16 protein-coding genes and 1 riboswitch are annotated in these 18,570 nt (G+C 73.0%); of the genes, 12 read left to right on the forward strand and 4 right to left on the reverse strand.

The window, feature by feature from the left end:
* Positions 1-63: 63 nt before the first annotated feature.
* Positions 64-948, forward strand: coding sequence for an SCO6745 family protein (locus ACZ4VW_RS18740; protein ID WP_467963626.1), 885 nt, complete (start codon positions 64-66; stop codon positions 946-948).
* 225 nt (positions 949-1,173) lie between these two features.
* Here ACZ4VW_RS18740 and ACZ4VW_RS18745 read toward each other — a convergent pair whose 3' ends face one another.
* Positions 1,174-1,371: an antitoxin gene (locus ACZ4VW_RS18745; RefSeq protein ID WP_467963628.1), complete on the reverse strand. Its 198-nt coding sequence runs from the start codon at positions 1,369-1,371 to the stop codon at positions 1,174-1,176.
* A 123-nt stretch (positions 1,372-1,494) separates the two neighbouring features.
* On the opposite strand from ACZ4VW_RS18745, the gene ACZ4VW_RS18750 reads away from it, so the two are divergent.
* Both ACZ4VW_RS18750 and ACZ4VW_RS18755 read left to right on the forward strand, forming a co-directional pair.
* Entirely contained in the window at positions 1,495-2,169 is a 675-nt protein-coding gene (locus ACZ4VW_RS18750) for an HNH endonuclease family protein (RefSeq protein WP_467963630.1), read from the forward strand.
* Positions 2,170-2,211: 42 nt separating this feature from the next.
* Positions 2,212-2,958: an N-acetyltransferase gene (locus tag ACZ4VW_RS18755; RefSeq protein WP_467963632.1), complete on the forward strand. Its 747-nt coding sequence runs from the start codon at positions 2,212-2,214 to the stop codon at positions 2,956-2,958.
* Between the two features lie 212 nt (positions 2,959-3,170).
* Here ACZ4VW_RS18755 and ACZ4VW_RS18760 read toward each other — a convergent pair whose 3' ends face one another.
* Positions 3,171-3,938 carry a hypothetical protein gene (locus ACZ4VW_RS18760; RefSeq protein WP_467963634.1) on the reverse strand — a complete coding sequence of 256 codons (768 nt, stop codon included), beginning with the start codon at positions 3,936-3,938 and terminating at the stop codon, positions 3,171-3,173.
* Positions 3,939-4,177: 239 nt separating this feature from the next.
* On the opposite strand from ACZ4VW_RS18760, the gene ACZ4VW_RS18765 reads away from it, so the two are divergent.
* From ACZ4VW_RS18765 to ACZ4VW_RS18780, 4 genes are all read left to right on the forward strand, one after another.
* Positions 4,178-6,292: an N-6 DNA methylase gene (locus tag ACZ4VW_RS18765; RefSeq protein ID WP_467963636.1), complete on the forward strand. Its 2,115-nt coding sequence runs from the start codon at positions 4,178-4,180 to the stop codon at positions 6,290-6,292.
* Positions 6,293-6,439: 147 nt separating this feature from the next.
* Positions 6,440-7,012 (forward strand): hypothetical protein, encoded by a 573-nt coding sequence (locus ACZ4VW_RS18770; RefSeq protein WP_467963638.1) that lies wholly within the window; start codon positions 6,440-6,442, stop codon positions 7,010-7,012.
* Positions 7,009-8,517 carry a protein kinase domain-containing protein gene (locus ACZ4VW_RS18775; protein ID WP_467963640.1) on the forward strand — a complete coding sequence of 503 codons (1,509 nt, stop codon included), beginning with the start codon at positions 7,009-7,011 and terminating at the stop codon, positions 8,515-8,517. Before ACZ4VW_RS18770 ends, ACZ4VW_RS18775 begins: the two co-directional genes overlap by 4 nt.
* A gap of 168 nt (positions 8,518-8,685) precedes the next feature.
* On the forward strand, positions 8,686-9,069 hold the full coding sequence (locus ACZ4VW_RS18780) for an LppU/SCO3897 family protein (protein ID WP_467963642.1): 384 nt from the start codon (positions 8,686-8,688) through the stop codon (positions 9,067-9,069).
* On the opposite strand, the gene ACZ4VW_RS18785 is transcribed toward ACZ4VW_RS18780, so the two are convergent.
* The gene (locus tag ACZ4VW_RS18785; RefSeq protein WP_467963644.1) at positions 9,059-11,575 is read right to left on the reverse strand and encodes a YfhO family protein; all 2,517 of its coding nucleotides are present in this window, start codon (positions 11,573-11,575) and stop codon (positions 9,059-9,061) included. The two genes, ACZ4VW_RS18780 and ACZ4VW_RS18785, sit on opposite strands and share 11 nt — an antisense overlap.
* Positions 11,576-11,700: 125 nt before the next feature.
* Between ACZ4VW_RS18785 and ACZ4VW_RS18790 the strand changes: the two genes are divergently transcribed.
* The 3 genes from ACZ4VW_RS18790 (at position 11,701) to ACZ4VW_RS18800 (ending at position 14,426) form a co-directional block, all read left to right on the forward strand.
* Positions 11,701-12,696 carry a glycosyltransferase family 2 protein gene (locus ACZ4VW_RS18790; protein WP_467963812.1) on the forward strand — a complete coding sequence of 332 codons (996 nt, stop codon included), beginning with the start codon at positions 11,701-11,703 and terminating at the stop codon, positions 12,694-12,696.
* Between the two features lie 82 nt (positions 12,697-12,778).
* A complete protein-coding gene (locus tag ACZ4VW_RS18795) occupies positions 12,779-13,423 on the forward strand; it encodes a SurA N-terminal domain-containing protein (RefSeq protein WP_467963646.1) in 645 nt (214 codons plus the stop codon).
* Positions 13,424-13,442: 19 nt separating this feature from the next.
* On the forward strand, positions 13,443-14,426 hold the full coding sequence (locus ACZ4VW_RS18800) for a nucleoside triphosphate pyrophosphohydrolase (RefSeq protein WP_467963648.1): 984 nt from the start codon (positions 13,443-13,445) through the stop codon (positions 14,424-14,426).
* A gap of 44 nt (positions 14,427-14,470) precedes the next feature.
* On the opposite strand, the gene ACZ4VW_RS18805 is transcribed toward ACZ4VW_RS18800, so the two are convergent.
* Positions 14,471-15,655 carry a globin domain-containing protein gene (locus tag ACZ4VW_RS18805; RefSeq protein ID WP_467963650.1) on the reverse strand — a complete coding sequence of 395 codons (1,185 nt, stop codon included), beginning with the start codon at positions 15,653-15,655 and terminating at the stop codon, positions 14,471-14,473.
* Positions 15,656-15,765: 110 nt separating this feature from the next.
* On the opposite strand from ACZ4VW_RS18805, the gene ACZ4VW_RS18810 reads away from it, so the two are divergent.
* Both ACZ4VW_RS18810 and ACZ4VW_RS18815 read left to right on the forward strand, forming a co-directional pair.
* Entirely contained in the window at positions 15,766-17,007 is a 1,242-nt protein-coding gene (locus ACZ4VW_RS18810) for a cytochrome P450 family protein (protein ID WP_467963652.1), read from the forward strand.
* A 113-nt stretch (positions 17,008-17,120) separates the two neighbouring features.
* Positions 17,121-18,134 (forward strand): transglycosylase family protein, encoded by a 1,014-nt coding sequence (locus ACZ4VW_RS18815; protein WP_467963654.1) that lies wholly within the window; start codon positions 17,121-17,123, stop codon positions 18,132-18,134.
* A 259-nt stretch (positions 18,135-18,393) separates the two neighbouring features.
* Positions 18,394-18,569: riboswitch (cyclic di-AMP (ydaO/yuaA leader) on the forward strand.
* Position 18,570 lies beyond the last annotated feature (1 nt).

Here is an 18,570-nt window from a genome sequence, read left to right on the forward strand (position 1 = left end):
AAGTTCCGGGCGCGGGAGCAATCTAGTCATTGTCAAGATGAAGCGTCGGCGGAGGAGGCGGGCATGGGCACGCAGGTCCAGGACATCGTGGAACCGGGGCGCGTACGGCAGATGTGGCATCTGCTGGAACCCCTCCACGCGCTGCTCTACTACGCCCCCGAGGGCTTCGACGAGGCCCGTGCGCTCGGCCATGACATCGAGGAGCGCTGGCCGAGCTACTTCGCCTGGCGTGCGGCCCCCCTCGGACCGGCCGGGGCGGAGCGGATCGGCTCCGCCTTCTACAGCTTCAGCCCGGAGATGGTGGCCCGGTACGTGCCGGGGATCTGGCGGACGGCCGCGCCCGACGCGGTGCTGGACGCCCGGCTGCGCGCCGTCGACCGCGCCTACCGCTCGGTCCTCGGTTCCGAGACCGTCGAGGGACCCGACCTCGCCGAGGCGGCCGCACTCGCCCGGCGGGCCGCCGAGGCCGCCGTGACGGCCGGCCGGCCGCTCGCCGCCGCCAACGCCGAACTGCCCTGGCCCGAGGCCCCGCACCAGGTCCTCTGGCAGGCGGCGACGATCCTGCGCGAGCACCGCGGGGACGGCCATCTGGCCGCGCTCCTCGCCGGACTCGACCCGGTCGAGTCGCTGGTCTCCTTCGCCGCCGTCGGGGCCGCGTCCGAGCGGACCTTCGCGAGCCGCGGCTGGAGCGGGCCCGCCTGGACCGCCGCCCGTGACCGGCTGGCCGCCCGCGGTCTGCTCGCCGCCGACGGCTCGGCCACCGACGCCGGCCGCGCCCTGCGCGCCGGGGTGGAGCTGCGTACGGACGAACTGGCCGCCGGCCCATGGGCCGCCCTCGGGCCCGAGTCCACCGGCCGACTGGCCGAACTCCTCGGCGGGCCCTGGCTGGCCGTCATCGGCTCCGGACTGCTGCCGGGCGAGAACACCCTGGGCATCGGCAAGGTCTGACGCCGCGGAGGCGCGCACCGGCGCCCGGCGCGGGGGCCGCGCGGCGAGCGGGGGACGGCGCCCGGCGCGGGGCCGCGCGGCGAGCGGGGGTGCGGGGCGAGCGGGGGTGCGGGGAGGCGTCCCGGCCCCGGGCGCCCGGCGCGGGGGGGCCGGGGAAGCGCACCCCGGCCGCGGGGCGCTCAGGAGCGCCCCGCGGCCGGTCGTGTGCCGTGTGTGCGGGAGCCGTCAGGTCGGCGGCTGCTGCGGGTCCTGTCCGCGCTCCCTGTCGATGTACTCCTGAGCCTTCCGCTGGCCCTGGTCGACCTTGCCGGCGTACTTGCCGCCGGTCTTCTTGTCGATCATGTCCCCGGCCCGGTCGACGCCCTGCTGGGCCTTGTCGGGGTGCTGGCCCATCATGCCCTTGAGCTTGTCCATGATCCCCATGATGCGTGTGACTCCTTCGAAAGGGGACGAACGGCGCATTCGACGCTACGCGCCCCTCGTCGATTCCGCGCGTCGAACGGCGCAATGGTCTGGACCATGGAGGGGGCTGGTTAGGATCCCCGCGTGCTCAGCTACCCGAAGGCCCTTCCCCTGGCCGCACTTGCCGCCGCCGCGCTCATAACCTCCGGCTGTGCGGCGGACCCTGACGGTTCCCCGGCCGAGGGCGCCCCCGGTGGAGGAGGCGCGGCGCTCGTCGCCGTCGACACCCTCACCGTCAAGGGCCGCGCTCCGAGGACCGGCTACGAACGCGAGAAGTTCGGCAAGGCGTGGGCCGACGTCGACGGCAACGGCTGCGGGACCCGCGACGACATCCTCAAGCGCGACCTCACCGACGTCCGCTTCAAGGAGGGCCGCTGCAAGGTCGCGTCCGGGGTGCTCGCCGACGACCCGTACACGGGGGACCGCGTGGACTTCGTCCGGGGCCGCAGCAAGGTCGACATCGACCATGTCGTGGCGCTCTCCGACGCCTGGCAGAAGGGCGCGCAGCAGTGGGACGCGGAGAAGCGGCGGCGCTTCGCCAACGATCCGCTGAACCTCCTCGCCGTCGACGCGTCCGCCAACCGCCGCAAGTCCGACGGCGACGCCGCGACCTGGCTGCCGCCCAACAAGGCGTACCGCTGTACCTATGTGGCCGCGCAGGTCGCCGTGAAGAAGAAGTACGGGGTGTGGGTCACCCGGGCCGAGCGGGACGCGATGAAGAAGGTCCTCGGCGGCTGCCCGAACCAGAAGCTGCCGTAATTCGGTTGGTGGCCCCGGGGGTGGTCGTTAGCGTGCCCCCTCATGGAGCTGAACATAACGACCCTTGCCGAACGCCCGGAACTGCAGGCGCCGATGTGGGGGATGAAGGACCTCTGGCCGGAGTTCGTGCAGAACGACCCGGTGGGCTGGTCCCACTTCGGGCGGATCGTCGCCGAGCTGCCCGAGTACGTCCTCGTCGCCACGGACAGCGAGGGCGAGGTCGTCGCCCGTGCGCTCAGCGTTCCCTTCCGGCTCCATGCCGAGGACCGCGGCACCCTGCCCGGCACCGGCTGGGACCAGGTGCTGCTGTGGGCGTTCTCGGACCGGCGGCACGGGCGGATCCCCGACACCGTCAGCGCGATCGAGGTCACCGTGGACACGAGCGCCCTCGGTCGGGGGCTTTCGGCGCGGATGCTGGCCGCCCTGCGGGACAACGCGCGCCGGCTCGGCTTCTCCGAGGTCGTGGCCCCGGTCCGCCCCAACGGCAAGCACCTGGAGGCAGCGTCCTCCATCCATGAGTACGCCTTCCGCACGCGCCCGTCGGACGGCCTGCCCCACGATCCGTGGCTGCGCGTCCACGTGCGCGCGGGGGCCACCATCGAGGCGGTGGCACCGGCGTCGATGACGATCGGCGCTTCCGTGGAGCAGTGGCGCGCGTGGACGGGGCTGCCGTTCGACACCGACGGCCCCGTCGAGGTCGAGGGCGCGCTCGTGCCGGTGCACTGCGAGGCCTCGCGCGGCTACGCGGTCTACGTCGAGCCGAACGTGTGGGTCCGCCACAAGCTGTGAACAGTGCCAGGTGTGGACAGTGCGAGGTGTGACCCCGTGCGAGGTGTGACCCCGTGTGAGGTGTGACCGCGCGCGTGGGTGTGAACAGCGCGCGGGCGTGAACCGCGGAAGGGTGTGAGGGCCGCTTCCCCGCGGCGGCCCTCACACCCCTGTTCACACGCGTGCGTCAGCGCTGCGGACGCCCGTCGGCCGTCTTCGGCCCGCCGTGGTCCTCAGCCCGCCTTCGTCTCGTCCATGACGACGTCCTTGGCGGCCGGCGCCTTGGCCTTCACCGGCTTGCCGAAGCCGGTGAAGGTGATCGTCCCGGGCTCCTCGCCGCCCGTCTCCACGATCTTCAGGATGAGGGGCTCGCCCTCCGTCGCCACATAGACCGTCGTCGTCTCGTCGCCGGCCTTCTCCGTGAGCATCAGCGCCTTCTTGCCGCCGACGGTCGTCTCCTTGCCCTTGAGGGCGAGGCTCGTTCCCTCCTCGAAGTCGCCGAGAAGAGCGTTCAGGTCGCAGAGCTCCAGGTTGTCCTTGGCCTCCGGATCGGTCACCGGCGTCTTCACCCAGCGGCCCTTGAGCTCCTTGAGCACGGCCTCCTGGACCTCGGCGGACTCGCCCTGCGCCTGCGCCCGCAGGAACGCCTCGTCGAAGCGGAGGTAGACGTCCTTGTCGTCGGCCTTGATCAGCTCGGCCGTGCCCGTCGCGCCGACCGTCAGGGTGCCGGCGCACTTCCCGCGGGTGTCCATCGCCAGGTAGGCCTTCATCGGCCCGTCGGTGGTCCTGGCGGCGAGGTCGAGCGTGAGGGAGTCCGCCTTCTTCGTCGCGGCGATCGCCTTGTCGGCTATCTGCGGTCCGGTCAGGTCCCCGAAGGGGCCGGAGGCCTTCGCGTCGTCCGAGAAAGGTCCGCAGGCGGTGGCTCCGAGTGCGACGGCGGCGCAGAGGGCGGCGACCAGGGCCGTGCGGCGGGTGCGGGTGGTGGGGGCGGCGGCAGACATGGCGGTTCTCCGGGGGTGGGGTGACGGGCACATGTGATCGAGGCCCTTGCGGACCCCGTGGAGCGCTGCATCAATAACAGCAGAGCCTGTGAACCGAGTCAACACGGTTCACATGGATTGAACCGGATCACGCTGTGAAGTGGTGCGCCTTGCGTTCATCAGTAAGATCGGGGCGCACCAGCGAACAGCAGCGGGGTACGTGCGGACGACGTCCGAGCGGGACGAGGGGAGTCAGCCAGGTGCCGGAGCACGCAGCGGAGGTGACCGCCGCCGGGATCGCCCGGCTCGCGGGGGTCGGACGGGCCGCCGTCAGCAACTGGCGTCGCCGCCACGCCGACTTCCCCCGGCCCGTGGGCGGGACGGAGACCAGCCCGTCGTTCGCCCTCGCCGATGTGGAGCGATGGCTGCGCGCCCAGGGAAAGCTCGCCGAGGTGCCCCTGCGCGAGCGGGTCTGGCAGCAGGTCACCGGCCACCCGGCGGGGGCCGTCACCGCCCTCGTCCAGGCCGGCTGCGTGCTGCTGCTCGTCCACGACCGGGCCACCGCCTGGCCGGCGCTCGCCGCCGTCTCGGACCAGCGCCTCACCGAGACCCTGCCGACCGCCCTGGAGGAGGTCCTCACCGAGCGCTTCGGGCCGGAGAGGGCCGTCCCCACCCCCGTCGCGACCGAACTCGCGCCTGCCGCGGCGCTGGTGCGGGGCGTCGCCGACCTCGCCGCCGAGACCGGGGCCCGCCAGGCGTTCGAGTTCCTCCTCGGCCGGCACCTCGACGCCAACCCCCGCCAGTACACGCTGACCCCGCCAGGCCCCGCCGCCCTCATGGCCGCCGTCGCCGCCCCCGGCGCCGGCCCCCGGCCCACCGTCCTCGACCCGGCCTCCGGCACCGGCACCCTGCTCCGCGCCGTCGAGCGGCCCGGCGCCCTCCACGGCCAGGACGCCGACCCCGACCTGGCCGCGCTCACCGCCCTGCGCCTCGCCCTCGCCTCCGGCGCCGACATCCGCGTGCGGACCGGCGACAGCCTGCGGGCCGACGCCTTCCCGCAGCTCACGGCGGACACCGTGCTCTGCCACCCGCCGTTCAACGAGCGCAACTGGGGCCACGACGAACTGGCCTACGACCCGCGCTGGGAGTACGGCTTCCCGGCCCGTACGGAATCCGAACTGGCCTGGGTCCAGCACGCCCTGGCCCGGCTCCGCCCCGGTGGCACCGCCGTCCTGCTCATGCCGCCCGCGGCCGCCTCCCGGCGCTCCGGCCGCCGCATCCGCGCCGACCTCCTCAGGAGGGGCGCCCTGCGGGCCGTCGTCGCCCTCCCGGCGGGCGCTGCCCCGCCGTACGGCATCCCGCTGCACCTCTGGGTGCTGCGCAAGCCCGCCGCCGGCGTGACCCCCTCCCCGCAACTCCTCGTCGTCGACACCACCGCCACGGCCCCGACCGACCAGACCGGCGGCGGCGCGGCCCGCGGCAAGCTCGACTGGCAGGCCGTCCACACGGCCGTCCTCGACGCGTGGCTGCCCTTCGACAAGGACGGCACGGTCACCGAGACCCCGGGGTCGAGCCGGGCCGTGCCCGTCATCGAACTCCTCGACGACGACGTCGACCTGGCACCCGCCCGCCACCTGCCGCCCCCGGCCGCGGGCGGAGGCGCCGCCGAACTCCTCGCGGTCCGCGACCGGCTGGCCGATACCCTCGGCCACACCGTCGCCCTCACCCCGCCCCCCGCCCTGCCCGCGCCCGCCGACCCGGCCGCCCGGCTCACCGGCGTCACCGTCGGCGAACTCGCCCGCACCGGCGCGCTCGAACTGCGCGCGGGCGGCGCCGGCACGGCGTCGTTCACGGCATCGTTCCCGGGCGGCCCAGGGGCGGACCCCGCTCCCGCCGGTCCCGTCCGCGTCCTCACGGAGAACGACGTCTTCGGCGCCCAGCCGCCGTCCGGCTCCCTGCCCGACGGAGTCCCCGAGGAACCGGTCCTCCTCGCCGAGGGCGATGTCGTCGTCCCCGTCCTCGGCGGCGGCTCCCTCGCCCGGGTCGTCGACACGGCGACCGCCGGAGCGGCCCTCGGCCGCAACCTCCAGCTGCTGCGCCCCGACCCGGCCGCGCTCGACCCCTGGTTCCTCGCCGGCTTCCTGCGCGGCACCGCCAACACCCGCAAGGCCAGCAGCTACGCGTCCACCGCCACCCGGCTCGACGTCCGCCGCCTCCAGCTGCCGCGCCTGCCGCTCGCCGAACAGCAGCGGTACGGGGAGCGGTTCCGGGCCCTCGCCGAGTTCGAGGACGCCCTGCGCCTCGCGGGCCGGCTCGGCGAACAGCTGGTGCAGGGCCTGTACGACGGTCTCGCGGACGGAACGGTTGCTCCCTGATACGTACAACCCAGGAGCCCTTGTCGCCGTGGGTGTATACGCTCGTCTCCGCAACCGACCCGAGTGCCAGGAGCAGGAATGTACGGCCACGGCTATACGCCTAGCCCACCACCGCGTGCCGTTCCCACGTCGGTGATCGTGCTGCGCGTGCTCTTCGCGCTTCTTCCGCTGTTCAGCATCGGGATCCTGACCTGGGGGACGATGATCCGGCTCGCCGTCGTGACCCGCCGCGCGCTGGACTGGGTCCTGTGCGGGGTGTCGGCGGCCGTCATGATCACGGGATTCGCCCTGATGCCCGACGACATCGAGTCGGCCCAGGCCGATTTCGCGATGAGCCTGGTACTGCTCAACGCCCTCGGCTTCACGGTCTACTTCCTGGTCGCCGACATACGCCACGACAAGATCCGCGTCGCCTCGCCGGTGGGGCCGACGCCGTTCACGCCGTACGGGACGACGGTCCCGCAGCACCGGCCCGGTTACGGCTACCCGTCCCAGCCCCAGCCCCAGCCCCAGCCTCAGCCCCAGCCCGTGACGCCCCCGCCGCCGCATGCCGTGACCCCGCCGCAGCCGTCGCGGCAGCCCGCCGTCCCGCCCCGGCCTCCCGTCCCCGGCCCCCGGATCGACCAGGTCCGCGCCGAGCTGGACGAGCTCAGCGATCTCCTCCGCAAGGACCCGAAGGACCAGAGGGACCAGAGCGACCCGCGAGAGGGCGGTCGGTGAACGGACGCGTCATCGGTGGCCGGTACGAACTCTCCACGGTCATCGGCCAGGGCGGCATGGGCCAGGTCTGGACGGCGTACGACGGGCGGCTCGACCGCCGCGTCGCCGTCAAGCTGCTCCGCCCCGCCACCATGACCGGCCCCGCCACCGCGGCGGAGGAGCTCCGCCGCCGCTTCGTGCGCGAGTGCCGCGTCACGGCGCAGGTCGACCACCCCGGCCTGGTCACCGTCCACGACGCCGGCAGCGACGGCGACGACCTCTACCTCGTCATGCAGTACCTCGACGGCGCGGACCTCTCCGACCACCTCGCGGAGCACGACCCGTACCCCTGGCAGTGGGCCGTCTCCGTCGCCGCGCAGCTGTGCGCGGTGCTCGCCGCCGTGCACGCGGTGCCGATCGTCCACCGCGACCTGAAGCCCCGGAACGTGATGGTGCGGCCCGACGGCACCGTCACCGTCCTCGACCTCGGCGTCGCCTCCGTCCTGGACACCGACACCACTCGCCTCACACACACCGGTTCGCCGATCGGCAGCCCCGCATACATGGCGCCCGAGCAGGCGATGGGCGGTGCCGTCGGCCCGTACACGGATCTGTACGCGCTCGGCGTCCTGCTCCACGAACTCCTCAGCGGCAACGTGCCGTTCGCCGGATCGACCGCGCTCGGGGTCCTGCACCGCCACCTCTACGAGCCCCCGCTCCCGGTCCGCCAGCTGCGCCCCGAGGTGCCGGAGAGCCTGGAGGCGCTCGTCCTGCGCCTGCTCGCCAAGGACCCGCAGCACCGGCCGTCCGGCGCGCACGAGGTGTACGAGGCGCTGCTGCCGCTGCTGCCCGCGCGCGGGGCCCCCGCGGGGCCGCTCGACCCGACGCGCCCCTTCCTTCGTCCGCACGCGCCCTGGCCCGACCGCGCGTCCGTGCCGCCCCCGCCGGTCGCGCCGCCCGTCCCGCGCCCGGACGTGGCCGCCGCCGTCGACGAGGTGAAGAGGCTGCTCGGCGAAGGCTCGCTCACCCAGGCCGTCGACCTCCTCGGCTCGATCCTGCCGGCGGCCGCCGCCGAGCACGGCGAGCGCTCGCCGGTCGTCCGGATCCTGCGCAAGCAGTACGCGACGACCCTCATGGACGACGGCCAGTACAGGCGCGCGCTGCCGGAGCTGCGCCGCCTCGCCGACGACCGCGCGACCGAGGCCGGACCCGGCGATCCGCAGACCCTGCAGTACCGCTACGAGGCGGCGCAGTGCCTGGAACAGCTGGGGGAGACGGCGGCGGCGCTGACGGAGTACCGGGCGCTCCTGCCGTTCCACGAGCACGGCGCGGACCAGGCCCGGTTCTTCGACATCCGGCGGCGGATCGGGATGCTGCTGCTGGCCATGGGCGACCACACGGCGGGCCATCAGCAGCTCCAGGCCCTGCTGTACGACACGGAGCGGACGTACGGCCCGTACCACGCGCTCCCGACGGACCTGCGGCGCGCACTGGCGCGACAGCAGCAGATGGGGCGCTTCGCCTGACGGCGGCTTGGCCTGATGGCGACTTCGCCTCATGGGGCTTCACCTGACAGGGCGCCAGAGTCACGAGTGCACAACTGATACGGAAGTGGATCTTCCGGGTCCGTTTTGCCGCTTCCGGTGCATGTAGCGTTCGCGTCTGATCATGTTCACGTCCCCAAGGAAGCCTTCATGACGACTCCCCCCGCCACCCCCGAGCAGCCCCTCGCGCCCGCCGAGCCGGCGAAGAAGAAGCGGAGCATCGGCAAGACGCTCCTCACCATCGTCGTGGCGATCGCGGCCGTCCTGTTCTGGAAGCTCGGCGTCCCGTACCTCACCGGCAACGCCCCGGTGCACGCCGAGGCCGGCGACTGCGTGACGGTGACGGGTCCGGAGAACGCCCCCGAGGTCGACAGCAAGCCGTGCACCGAGAAGGTGCCCGACCTCTACAAGGTCGTGAAGGTCATCGACAACACCTTCGACGTCGACAAGTGCGGCGAGGTGGGCGAGGTCGCGCTGGCGCAGCAGCTGGAGTCGGACAAGTTCGTGCTCTGCCTGAACGCCGTCAAGAACTGACGCCGCTTCGCGGAACGAAGGGGTCGGACCGGTCGGGTCCGGCCCCTTCGGCGGCCCCACGGCGTCCGTCGCTGTCGTCGCCTCCGTCGCCTCCGTCGCCCCCGCCGTCGCCGGGTCGACCGGCCCGCCGGCGCGCGGCGCGCACGGTCGTGAGCGCGAGAAGGACCAGCGCCACCGCCCCAGCGCCCAGCCCCGCCCGCAGACCCGGTGGCCTGAAGTCACAGCTCACCGACGTCTCGCCGGACACCTTCACCGCCACCAGGCCGCCGTACGCGTCCGCCGGCCGCCCCCCGCACGTCCAGCCCGCGATCCGCGGGGCCGCCAGCACCACCGTGCCCCGGGTCCCCGGCGGGAGCTCCGCGCGGACGCCGCTGTCCGTCACCTCGACCGAGACGGCGGCCGTGGTCCTCAGCCGCGCCACCGCCGTGGCCAGCCGCCCCCGGTCCAGGCAGCCGACCGAGTGACCCCGGGCGGCGCCGCCCCCCTCCAGGACCGGCCGGGAGCCCGCCGTCCGCTGCGTGCCCAGCGAGGTGAGCGCGGCCCGCCACTTCGGCATCCCGCCCTCCATCCGTACCGGCGCCCCGCCCTCGCCGAGCCGGGCCGTCCCCCTCAGATCGGGGGCCCAGAGGAAGACCTCGCTGCCGACCGGGCAGACCCCGTCGGCCGGCAGCGTGTACACCGGCGAGCCCAGCAGCATCTCCTGGTTGCGGAACGGAGAGGCGCCGTAGCGGGGCGCGGCGGCGCCCTCGGGACGGACCGTCACCAGCGGCAGCACCGGCCCGGTCCGCACCACGCTCTCGCCCCGCCAACGCGCGCCCACGCCGAACAGCGCGTCCGTCACCGGGTTGTCCAGGCTCTGCAGGTTCCGCCCCCGCGAGGTCCAGCCGCCGCCGAGCGCGGCGAGCGTCCGCGTCAGCACCGCCGGGGTGTGACTGCTGTAGTACGCGGCGCCCTGGCCGCCGAGGAGCAGCGGTTCGTTGCCGGTGATCCGCGGGCGGCCGGAGTCGGTCCGATGGGCCGGCCAGCCGTCGGCCGCGGCGAGCGCGGCCGTCCGCCGGTCCTGCTCCGAGCCCCAGGCCGGGTAGTCGTCGAGCCGCAGCCGCGCCCGGTCCGCGTACGCGGTGGTCGCCGCGGCCTGCCCGAGGAGCGCCCCCGCCAGCAGTACGGTCGCGACGACCACCCTCCTGCCCCGGGAGGCCGACCACAGCGCGCCGTACGCCGCCGCCAGGCCGAGGGCGAGCAGCGGGTACGACCAGCCGGTCACCAGCTCACTGGCGGACGCGCCGACGCCGACCGCCGCCACCACCCCCGCCCCGCCGAGCAGCGCGCGCCGCCCGGGCGGGCCGTACGAGAGGGTGATCCAGGCCGTGACGACCAGGACCCCGGACAGGACGAACGTCTGCCGGTACGGGCTGCCGTTGGGCGTGGCGAAGACATGCCACGCCAGATGCGTCGGGCCCCACTGCAGCGACATCGCGACCGCGAGTGCGAACCCGGCCCACAGCCACCGCTCCCGTCGGGGCACCGCATGGTGGAAGAGGAGCGCGCCGGCGAGCAGCAGCGTGCCGGTGCCGACGAACGCGGCGGGGGTGGAGAAGCTGTACGTCACCGGGAGCAGCCGGGCCAGGAAGTCCGTCCCGTCCGCCGGCCGGAACTCCTTCACCAGCCCCGGGTACGCGTGCGTGGAGCCGAGGAACACCGGGACCAGGACCGGCGAGGCGAGCCCGATCCCGAGGAGCACGGTCGTCGCCGCCCGCACCAGGACGCGGAGCCGGAGCCGGAGCGCGAGCCGGTTCGCCACCGGCAGCCGGACCAGGAGCACCAGCGCGGCGCCGAGCGTGGCCATGTACGCGGTGTAGAAGTTGGCGACCCAGCACAGCGCCACGACCAGCGGACCGAGCAGCGGCCGGCGCCCCTGCCGCGCCCACTCGCCGACCAGGCACAGCAACGGGAAGCCGATGAGACCGTCCAGCCACATCGGGTTGTACGTGGCCTCGACGACCGCCCAGCCGCACAGCCCGTACGACGCCCCGAGGACCGCCGCTCCCCACCACGGACCGGGCCGCAGCCGGGGCAGCGTCACGGCCATGGCGGCCGCCGCGACGGCCATCTTCAGGACCGTGACGCCGTAGACCGCGTACTCGATGTCCGCGCGCGGGAGGAGCGCCACCAGCGGGGCGAAGGGGCTGCCCAGATACGTCCCGAGGTCGGGCAGGAAGCTGGTGCCCCAGCCGGACTGCCAGTTGAGCAGGAGCCCGCCGTCAGCCCGGCCGTGCAGCAGGTCCCAGAGATGGGCGTGGTACGGGACGAACTGGTTGGCCAGGTCGTTCACCCCGCGCCGCCCCGGACCGAACGGGAAGGTGCGGGCGGCGGCGTCGCCCGCGCAGACGGCGAGCGCGGTGAGGAAGGCGGCGAGGCCGGCGGCACGGCCGGCCGAGCGGCCCGCGGAGGGGGCCACGGCCGGTGTCGCGGGGTGGGCCACGGCCGGTGTCGTCTGAACAGGCATGGTGGTGCGAATATGCCAGTACGGGACACGAAATGGTGTTCCCCCCGGCCCAGTTCACTCAATGGTCGCCTCGGCGTCACGTCGCGAATCAGCCGGCGCCATCCAGGTGGGTTGTCGTGTCCTCTGTGCTGCTCTCGATCGTGGTCCCGTGTTTCAACGAAGAGGAGATCATCGGTCGCTTCCACGACCATGTGACCACCGAACTCTCCCGTTTCGACGGGGAATTCGAGCTGGTCTACGTGGACGACGGAAGTCACGACCGTACGCTCCCGCTCCTGGAGGAGATCGCCTCCTCCGACCCCCGCGCCCGCTACGTCTCCTTCAGCCGGAACTTCGGCAAGGAGGCCGCGATGCTGGCCGGCCTCCAGCACGCGAAGGGCGACGCGGTCGTCATCATGGACGCCGACCTCCAGCACCCGCCGGAGCTCGTGCACCGCATGGTGGGCCTGCACGCCGAGGGGTACGACCAGGTCATCGCCCGGCGCACCCGGACGGGCGACCGGGTGACCCGCACCCTGACCGCCCGCGCCTACTACTGGGCGATCAACCGGCTGGTGGACGTCGAGCTGGTGGACGGGGTCGGCGACTTCCGGCTGCTGTCCCGCCGCACCGTCGACGCGATCCTCGGACTCACCGAGTACAACCGCTTCTCCAAGGGCCTTTTCGCCTGGGTCGGATTCCGCACCACCACATTCGAGTACGAGAATGCGGTGCGCGAGCAGGGCCGCTCGAAATGGTCCTTCGGAAAACTGCTCAACTACGGCCTGGACGGGCTGCTCTCCTTCAACAACAAGCCCCTGCGGGCCGCCGTCTATCTCGGAATGACACTGGTGTCGGTGGCCCTGGTCTACGCGGCCTGGATCGTCGGCGTCGCCCTGGTGCGGGGCGTCGACACCCCCGGGTACGTCACCCTGCTCGTCATCGTCACGGCGCTGGCCGGGGTCCAGATGGTGATGCTGGGGCTGGTCGGCGAGTACGTGGGCCGCATCTACTACGAGGTGAAGCGCCGCCCGCACTTCCTGGTGAAGGCGACGAACACGGACGTTCCGGGTGCGATCGGGCCGCGGACCGCCACCACCCGAACGCGTGAGTCGTTGATCGGGGCAGTCACGTCGAAGTAGTGGCCCACGCCACTGCGACTGCCTACTATCGATCACCGCACGGTCGTCCAAACTGACGCACGACCCACGCCGGGAGGCTCCTTTGCACCGCCGCACTGCGCTCTCCGTCTCCGCCGCGCTCCTCGCCGCGGCCCCGCTGCTCACCGCCTGCGGCGGTGAGGCCCACCCAGGCGCGGCGGCGGTCGTCGGCGGCGAACGGATCGAGGTGGCCAGCCTCCAGGCGCAGGTGCGCGACGTACGGACCGCCCAGCAGGCGTCGCCGCAGGCGGCGCAGCTGATCCAGGGGACCGGGGACCTCAGCCGCGAGAAGCTCAACGTGATGATCTTCGACAAGGTCGTGGACAAGGTCGCCGCGGACCACGGCATCACGGCCAACCGCGGGGAGATCCAGAAGGCGCGGGGCGAGTTCGCCGCGCAGAGCGGCGGCGAGGCCCAGCTCGCCGCGATGCTGCTCCAGCAGCAGGGCGTCGCTCCTGACCAGATCGACGTGGTCGTCCGCCGCACGGTCCTCATGAACAAGATCGCCGCGAAGCTCGGCGTCGCGAACACCCCCGAGGGCCAGCAGAAGCTCACCGCGGTCTTCGCCGAGGCGTCCCGGGCGCTCGACATCGACGTGAACCCGCGCTTCGGCGCCTGGGACGACAAGAAGATCCAGCTGGGCACGTTCACCCCGGCCTGGCTGCGCCCGATCAGCCAGGACCAGGCGGCCGTGGAAGCGGGAGCGTAGCCCCACGTAAGGTCGAAGGGTGAACGCTGAAGCACCCGTCGAGCCCGGTCGTATCGTTCTGCTCACCGCCAGCCACCGCGTGGCGCCCGGACTACTGTCCTGGCCCGCGTGGCAGGCGCTGCACGGCGCCGACCGGGTGCTGTGCGCCGACGCGCACCACCCCCAGCTGCCGTACCTCCGCGAGGCGGGCGTCGCCGTCGAGCACGTCCGCCCGGCCGCCGAGGACCTCGTCGACGCCTGCGCCGGGGGACGGACCGTCGTGGTCCTGCCCTCCGGCGAGGGCGACCAGGCCCTGACCGACGGACTGGCCCGGCTTGCCGGCTCCGGCCGGGTCACGATGCCCGACCTGGAGCTGCTACCCGGCTCGTACGACCTGCCCGGCGCCCGGCTCCTCGACGTGGTGCAGGTCATGGACCGCATCCGCCGCGAGTGCCCGTGGTCCTCCCGGCAGACGCACAAGGGACTCGCCAAGTACGGCATCGAGGAGGCGTACGAACTCGTCGAGGCGATCGAGGACGGCGACCGCGACGAGCTGCGCGAGGAACTGGGGGACGTCCTGCTCCAGGTCGTCTTCCACGCCCGGATCGCCGAGGAGGACCCGGAGGAGCCCTTCTCCGTCGACGACGTGGCGGGGACGATCGTCGAGAAGCTGATCCACCGCCACCCGCACGTCTTCGGCGACGCGACCGCCGAGACCCCGGAGGACGTCAAGGCGCACTGGCTGCGCACGAAGGCGATCGAGAAGCAGCGCGACTCGGTCACCGACGGGGTGCCGCTGGGCCAGCCCGGGCTCGCGCTCGCCGCGAAGCTGGCGGGCCGGGTGCGTACGGCGGGCCTGGACGTGGCGCTGCCGACGGGCGAGGGCGTCGGCTACGAACTGCTGGCACTGGCCGCCCGGGCGGAGGCGACCGGCATCGATCCGGAGGCGGCCCTCCGAGCCGCCGCCCGGACCTACCGCGACACGATCCGGGCCACCGAGGGCGTCGCCGCGACACCCTCCTGACACCCACCGCCGCCCGGCCGGCTCCCTGTCCGTGGGGGCGGAGGTCAAAGCCGGCGCGGGGCCCGGGCCTCCGGGTCGTGCCAGCGCAGTTCCGGTGGGTCGATGAGCCATTCCGCCGTGCCGGTCGGCCGGCGGCCCACCGCCGGCAGGTGGTCGTGGTGGAGCCGGGCCGCGCCGAGGTGCTCCAGGACGGGGACGGTCTCGGCGAGAAAACCCGGCGGGCCCGCGAGGTACACCTCGTGGGACGGCCAGTTGCCGCAGGCGTACAGCGTGTGGATCAGACGCTCGGTCGCCTGGTCGCGCGGGTGGCGGGGCGCGGAGGTGATGTACGTGACGTTCAGCCCGGGTATGCGCTCCTTCAGGCGCGCGACGTCCTCCCGCCCGTACAGGTACTCCTTGGCCCGCGCGACGAGGAAGAGTCGCGCCTCGATCCCCCCGGGCCCTTCGGCCACCTCCTCGAGGAGCGCCTTGACCGGTGCCCAGCCGGTCCCCGCGGCGATGTAGGTCCGGGGCACGTCCGGCGCGGTCCGTGCGGTGAGCGCGCCCCCGGGCGCGCTCAGCCGCAGCGACTCGCCCGCGCGCACGTCGTCGACCAGCGCGGTGCTCAGCGCGCCGCCCGGGATCCGGCTGACGTGCAGATCCACCGTCCCGTCCGGCCGGGCGGCGTTGGCCAGGGAGTACGTCCGCCACACCCGTGCCACCCGCAGGGAGCTGACGCCGACGTACTGTCCCGGCAGGTACGCGAAGGGCCGCCGCGGGCGCAGGGTCAGCACCGCCAGGTCCTCGCCGAGCCGCTCGTGGCGCGCCACGACGGCGTCCCACCAGGCAGGCTCCCCGTCCGCCGCCGCCTCCTCGGCGCCCCGGATCATCAGCTCGGAGACGTATCCGTACGCCTCGGTCCACGCCTTCTCCGCCTCGACGCTCCAGGCGGCGCCGGCGGCGTGCGCGAACGCGGCGGTCAGGCTGGCCCCGACGGAGGCGTAGAGCGCCGGCGCGGCCATGAACTTGCGGTGGTCGCGGCCCAGATGGGTGAGGTAGACCGGCAGGTCGGGATCCTCCAGATGTGTCACGACATGGGTGAGCGCGGCGAAGAGCCGGTCCCGCTGGGGTCGCATGTCCTCGGGGAAGAGCTCACGGACGCCCGGGTTGTGCCAGAAGAGATGGGAGTAGAAGAAGGTGACGGCGTGTTCGGCCCGTCTCTCGACGACGGCGAACGTGCTTCTGAGCAACTGGGCATCCACCCGGGAGAATCTAGGCCACGCCCCTTCACAGGACGATCACAAAAGGGACGCCCGGCGGCCGGGAAGCCGGCGGGGGAGCGACCTTGTACCGTCTCAGGGTGAGCACGCCCCCCGCCCCCGAGCTCTTCACCTGGGAGTTCGCGACCGATCCGTACCCCGCCTACGCCTGGCTGCGCGAGCACGCGCCCGTCCACCGGACGAAGCTGCCCAGCGGGGTCGACGCCTGGCTGGTGACGCGCTACGCGGACGCCCGGCAGGCGCTCGCCGACCAGCGTCTGTCGAAGAATCCCGCGCACCACGACGAGCCCTCGCACGCCAAGGGGAAGACCGGGATCCCCGGGGAGCGCAAGGCCGAGCTGATGACACATCTGCTCAACATCGACCCGCCCGACCACACCCGGCTGCGGCGGCTGGTGTCGAAGGCGTTCACCCCGCGCCGGGTCGCCGAGTTCGCACCGCGGGTGCAGGAGCTCACGGACCGGCTGATCGACTCCTTAGCGGAGAAGGGGGAGGCCGACCTCATCCACGAGTTCGCCTTCCCGCTGCCCATCTACGCGATCTGCGACCTGCTCGGCGTCCCCCGCGAGGACCAGGACGACTTCCGGGACTGGGCCGGGATGATGATCCGCCACGGCGGAGGGCCGCGCGGCGGGGTGGCACGGTCGGTCAAGAAGATGCGCGGGTATCTCGCGGAGCTGATCCACCGCAAGCGGCTCGACCCGGGCGACGACCTGATCTCGGGGCTCATCAAGGCCTCGGACCACGGCGAGCACCTCACCGAGAACGAGGCCGCCGCCATGGCCTTCATCCTGCTCTTCGCCGGGTTCGAGACCACCGTCAACCTCATCGGCAACGGGGTGTACGCCCTGCTGCGCAACCCGCGGGAGCGCGCGCGGCTGGAGACCTCCCTCGCGGCGGGGGAGCGGGGCCTGCTGGAGACCGGCGTCGAGGAGCTGCTGCGCTACGACGGGCCGGTGGAACTGGCGACCTGGCGGTACGCCATGGAGCCGTTGACGATCGGCGGGCAGGAGATCCCGGCGGGCGACCCGGTCCTCGTCGTGCTCGCCGCCGCCGACCGCGACCCGGCGCGCTTCGAGGAGCCGGACACCCTGGACCTGTCCCGGCGCGACAACCAGCACCTCGGGTACGGGCACGGCATCCACTACTGCATCGGCGCCCCGCTCGCCCGGCTGGAGGGCCAGATCGCGCTCTCGACGCTGCTGACCCGCCTGCCGGAGCTGCGACTTGCCGTGGATCCGGCCGATCTGCGGTGGCGCGGCGGTCTCATCATGCGTGGATTGCGCACCCTTCCGGTGCGGTTCGACCGACTTGCGAGCTGACGGGCCGTCAAGAATGTGACTTTTACGTGATCTCCGCTGCATCGACTTGTGACTGACGTTCGAATGCCGCTACGTTCACCGTCACCTCAGCAGTCACGCGAAAGGCATTCCGCATGCGCTCCGGGAACGGTCGACACCGCAGACCCCGCCAGGCCCCCGCCATCGTCGTCGCCGCCGGCGTGACGGGATCGGCCCTCGCTCTGCCGCTGCTCGCCGCGGGCTCGGCCTCCGCCGCCGACGCCGCCACATGGGACCGGGTCGCCGAGTGCGAGTCGGGTGGCCTGTGGAGCGCCCACTTCGGCAACGGCCTCTACGGTGGACTGCAGTTCACGCAGGAGACCTGGGAGGCGTACGGCGGCCTGGCGTACGCGACCAGTGCCGATCTCGCCAGCCGCGCCCAGCAGATCGCGGTGGCCGAGAAGGCGCTCGCCGCGGGCTCCACGCAGTGGGCCACCTGCGCCCCCATCGCCGGACTGACGAACGACGGCGTCGCGCCCGGTGTCGACCCGGGCTCGGCGCTCACGCCGCCGGAGCCGACGGGTCCGGTCGCGGAGTCGAACCGGACCGCGGGCCTCCCGGCCGCTCCCGACGCCCTCGAGAGCGTCACTCCCGCCCCTGACGCCCCGGCGACCACCGCGCCCGCGACGCCGGCCCCGGACGCCCTCACGGAGGCCCCCGGCGCGTCCGTCGCCCCCACCGCGCCGGTGGCGCCCGGTACGGGCAAGCACCGCGGTGACGCGGCCCCGGAGGAGACGGTCAATCCGGGCAAGTCTGGCGAAACAGGTCGCCACGCCTCGCCCGGCACCTCGCCGACCGACGCACCGACCGACGCGTCGTCGGCCGGTGCGACGCCGGGCGCAGATCTGAACAATACGGACCTTGCGGACGGTTCGGGCTCCACGGACTCCGGGAACTCCGCGGACGTCACGGACTCGAAGGACACTTCGGGCGAATACACCGTCAAGCCGGGTGACAGTCTCACCGGCATTGCTCAGGAGAACGAACTCCCCGGCGGCTGGGGTGCCCTCTACGACGCCAACCGTTCGACGGTGGGCGCCGATCCGGACCTCATCCTCCCTGGCCAGAGCCTCGATCTGACGATCGGTCTGCCCGGGTCGAAGGGTTAGTTAGAAGCCGTTTGTCCGGTTCTGCTCCAGTGAGACATGGGTCTCTTTGTCTCAACTGGCATGTAGCGTCCGCAAACTTTGCTTCCGTCACCTCTCACCTGCGTAAACACCCTTCGTCCTGGAGTGCTTACGGGCGATATTTCCCCAATGGACGTCTTTGAACTTCCGAGGGGTCTGTGTCTACGGTCGTCATCGCTCGCCACCGCGGGCCCCGTCGACCGATACGCCGAATCCTGCCGTCGGCCGATGGGAACAGTCGTCGCGTCATGCGCCGAAGGCAGGAGCGGGGGACCCAAGGTAAGTGCCGTCCCCGGCCGTTGAGACAGACGGCCGACGGAACGGCTTGGGGTGAAGCCGCGCGCAAGGTCGCGCGGCCGGGCAACTCACATGGCCCGAACCCGACAGCTCACCTCGTAGGCGTCGGTGAGGAGAATCT

The sequence above is a fragment of the Streptomyces sp. NPDC029139 genome (assembly GCF_055564335.1).